Annotated in this window: 4 protein-coding genes and 2 pseudogenes; all 6 read right to left on the bottom strand. The window is 46.4% G+C overall.

The genetic code is table 11. The annotated features are described in order from the left end of the window. Positions 1-846, bottom strand: an 846-nt coding sequence (locus AB4161_RS22910) for an iron chelate uptake ABC transporter family permease subunit (RefSeq protein ID WP_372084437.1), incomplete at its 3' end; no start/stop codon positions are given. Positions 847-972: 126 nt separating this feature from the next. Continuing rightward, a pseudogene (locus tag AB4161_RS22905) lies at positions 973-1,689 on the bottom strand (FecCD family ABC transporter permease); the annotation flags it as partial. Between the two features lie 18 nt (positions 1,690-1,707). Further along, on the bottom strand, positions 1,708-1,893 hold the full coding sequence (locus AB4161_RS22900; protein WP_372084435.1) for a hypothetical protein: 186 nt from the start codon (positions 1,891-1,893) through the stop codon (positions 1,708-1,710). Continuing rightward, entirely contained in the window at positions 1,886-2,842 is a 957-nt protein-coding gene (locus tag AB4161_RS22895) for an ABC transporter substrate-binding protein (protein WP_372084433.1), read from the bottom strand. The genes AB4161_RS22900 and AB4161_RS22895 overlap by 8 nt, the downstream gene beginning before the upstream one ends. Further along, positions 2,839-3,597: an ABC transporter ATP-binding protein gene (locus tag AB4161_RS22890; RefSeq protein WP_372084431.1), complete on the bottom strand. Its 759-nt coding sequence runs from the start codon at positions 3,595-3,597 to the stop codon at positions 2,839-2,841. The genes AB4161_RS22895 and AB4161_RS22890 overlap by 4 nt, the downstream gene beginning before the upstream one ends. Positions 3,598-3,606: 9 nt before the next feature. Beyond that, a pseudogene (locus AB4161_RS22885) lies at positions 3,607-4,077 on the bottom strand (TonB-dependent siderophore receptor); the annotation flags it as partial.

Genomic DNA, 4,077 nt, shown 5'->3' with positions numbered 1-4,077 from the left:
CTTAAGATCCTGTCTATGAAGACTCCCTAAAATAGACACGACCAAGCCAGCTGCTATTTCAGAAGGAGGCATAAGGCTGCGTCCTATTCCGTCAGCCCAAATTAAAAGAGAAGCACCGGTAAGACCCGCGGCGGGAATCAGGTGAACATGACGATATAAACCCAATAGACGCGCGCAATGTGGCGCTAGCAAGCCAACGAAGCTAATTGCACCAACAGTTGATATTGCAACTGCCGTTAATAGAGCAGCAACCCCGAGCAGCACTAGGCGATAAGGGGTAAGCGCAATCCCCACGACTTGAGGAATCACTTCTCCCAAAGGCATGATGTCTAGGCTTCGTAAAACAGGAACCATAACAATAAGTGACAAAGCGATCGTAATAGCCAAAGGCATAATACTTTCAGCAGACGCGCCATAAGTTGTACCAGACAGCCACATGAGAGTGACCGTTGATGTTGTGCTACCGAAAGTCAACAAGATGTGAGTGGCAGTGCCAGTAAATGCAGAAATGACAATCCCAAACAGCGCGAGTTGAGAGACACTAAGTTGTGATTTGAGCCCCCAAAAAAGGAGCGCTATAACGGCGAGAGCACCGGTTAAACCGGCTAATACGATCATGTTGTGACTGGCTCCCGGGAAAACCACCAGCAGACAAGCGATCATTAAGACAGAACTGGTACTGACCCCTGAAATATCAGGGCTTGCTAACGGATTTCTGAATAGTGTTTGTAGCAAAGTCCCCCCGCAAGCCAATGCAAAGCCTGCAAGTCCTGCTAAAACAATCCTGCTCATTACCCAATCAGAGCCAATATTATTACTTGGTTCAGACCAGTAACCCACTGTCATGATAAGAATCACACCGAGAACCAGTAACACATGACTTGGTGAAAGCTTTAACAATGGACGTAGACCAATCACTTGATCTTCTGTAGCAGCAAGCGCTCGCCCACTCTTTCCAAATAAAAGGAGTAAGAAGAATGGTGCGCCCAAAAGCGCCGCGAAAGCACCAGTTGGTAATCGATAGCCTAAGAACAGCAGGCTTCTTGAACACCATTCGGCCAGCAGCACTAACATCGCACCAATCACTAAGGATAGAAGCCAAAGGCTTGTAACACTTCGACCTTGGTATTTGTTCACCGTTAAATAACGAGCCAAATGGGGAGCCATAAGCCCGATAAAACCAATCATACCGACCATCGCAGTTGCCAGAGCCGCTTGAGAAATAGCAAGGAGCAAAATCACCCAACGCCAACGATTTACTGATAAACCCAATGCATGCGCATGTGTTTCACCAAGCTGAAACAGTGAAAGCTTAGGCAGCACGAGGACACTCAGCGCCAACGTAATAAGGGCTGGCAAAGAAAACTGTTTAAATGCGTCGGAAGAGCTTTGTAGAACTTGTCCACTTCCCCATAGGAACAGCCCATCCGTTTCATGCTCGAAGTAAAGCAAAAATACAGAAGCAACCGCGCCAGCACCAAGACCAATAGCCATACCAACCAACACTATTGGCAGTTTTCCCCCACCAATAAGTCGACCCACCATAACGACAAGAAAGGCAATCGCAACACTGCCCAGAAATGCGCTACACCAGACAAAGATGAGTCCGCCCTCAGGATAAAATACTCTTGCTAGAACAGCGCCAAGTAGAGCCCCGGAGGCAACACCTAATGTCGAAGGAGAAGCAAAATCATTGTCGAGCGATACTTAGATTAATACGCCAGAACTGGCTAACAATACCCCTGTTACAATCGCCATTCCAACTGTCGGAAGCCAAATGACGTCAAACATCACTTGGCTCAATTGCGGATCTGAAATAGGAGAAATCGTATATAAGTAACCTGCGACAACGAGAAACAATGCCAACAATGAACAGCTGAAAAATCTAACCATTGCTCTTCTCCTTCCAATCCAGCAGTGACTTTGTAAAGACTCTAGCCATTCGCTCAATCGACTTAGGCCCACCAAAGCTCCAAAGTGGTTCTACTTCAGAGAGTGCGTTTTGTTTGACGAAGGGCAAGTATGGCCAAACCGGAGAACGAGTCATCCTTTCACTATCGGTTTGATTACCTGCTAGAAGAAGATGAGTATTAATAACACCCGGAAGCTGTTCCAATTGAAGATGAACAAAATCCTTACCAGGCAACGTGCTCTGCCACTGATAGTTCAGACCCAACTGTTCAGCAACAGAGCCTGCCAAACTGTGGTTAGAAAAAATTCGTAGCCCATATCCCATGCCCACAAATTTGCCGTAGGTTACCGAAGTCCCAGCAAGACCAGACTCTTTAATCGCTTTACGCAACTTGACGAGAGTTTTATCCAACTCGTCCAACATCAGAGCCGCTTGTCTCTCGGTCCCTGTTACAACGGCTAGAGTGGCAAATATTTGTTGAGCCTGTTCGAAATACCGAAACTCCGGCTGATCTAACCTTGGGAATTGCTGATAAAGCAGAGTGGGTGCGATCTGGTTCAGTACTGGGTACAAGCGCTGATGTCGAAAGTCATATCCAACGATCAAATCAGGCTTTAGATTCGCGATAACCGCTAAGTTTGGTTCTTGGCGGCGGCCTACTTCTGCAACATCTTCTGGCAATTGTGGATTGTTGGTTTGCCATTTTCGATAACCTCTTCCTTCAGTAATACCGACCGGTTTTATACCAAGAGATAAAAGCATCTCTGCTGCAGACCAGTTTAACGCCACCACCCTTTTAGCTGGCTGATTAAGACTCACACAGGTTGATAGGCAAGCCGCCTCTTCATCGATGAAAGGCTGATTTGCATAAACAACAGATGGTATTAAGACCGTTAAGATTGAGATGAGGATGCAAGATAAACGCCTCATGCACGAACCTCCGTCCACAAAATTCGCTGCCCATCGATATCGTGATCACGAACTGGAGTTTGATAGATATGACTCACTCTTTCTGCGGTGATCACATCATCGACCAAACCAGAAGCAACTAAATCTCCATTTTGCAGCATCATGGCTCTGTCGCTGTATTGAAGGGCTTGGTTCAAATCATGGAGTACCCAAATAATGGTTTTACCAAACTCTTCATTGAGTCGTTTAACAATCTCCAATAACCCTTGTTGATGATGGATATCCAACCAAGACGTTGGCTCATCCAACATTAAAAGTGGAGTATCTTGAGCAAGTATCATCGCTAGCCAGCAACGCTGCAATTCACCACCAGAAAGGCCGCTCAGTAATCGGTCTCGATAATGTTCAATGCCAGACACAGAAATGGCTTCTTTGTCTTGTGCATCTAAACGGCGATACCAAGGGCGATGAGGATGTCGACCAAATGCGACTAAGTCTGCTACGGATAAAGTTGAAGGGACTGGGTTACGCTGTGGCATAAGAGCGATTTCGCGAGCGATCTTTGATCGAGACAAGTTAGAGACTTGATCACCGCGAAGTAGAATGTCTCCAGTGTCAGGTTGTCGTAGTTGACTCAACACCGACAAAAGTGTCGATTTCCCTGAGCCGTTAGGACCAATCAAGGCGGTGATAGATCCTTGAGGGAACCCACCGCTCATTGGTTTGAGAATAGGTTTCCCTCCTAACTGGAGGGAAACATCGTTAAATTTCAGCACATTCACACCCTAGAATGTCGCGCTGTAAGCAACAGAGAAGGTAGTGCCTTGACCGTTGTGAGTGAAAATTTCTTCAGGAACACTCGCACCGTAAAGCATTTGCGAACGCTGGCTCCAAAGCGTCTCATAGTCTCTGTTGAACAGGTTTGAAATGCCTAGGTTTAACTGACCAACCGGTAATGCCATGTAAGATGACACGTTAGCAAGGGTGTAACTCTCCAGCTTTTCGCCATCATCATCTTCGTAGCTTATGAAGCTATTGATTCTCAGTTCTGCGCCGTATTCAAGGTTATCGTAACCAAACCACACGCTACCGGAACTAGGGCTCGCTGATGCAGCAGATAGATCTTTCCAGTCACCAGAAACTTTAGTTTCACTCTTCATATAGTGAGCATTCACACCTGAGTAGATACTGTCCGTGAAGTTATATACTGCTTGACCTTCAACACCATAGATACGTTGTATCCGCCCCATGAACCC

It is taken from the genome of Vibrio sp. 10N.286.51.E5, assembly GCF_041469125.1.
GTDB lineage: Bacteria > Pseudomonadota > Gammaproteobacteria > Enterobacterales > Vibrionaceae > Vibrio > Vibrio crassostreae_C.
This window is presented reverse-complemented; position numbering and strand designations above follow the sequence as displayed.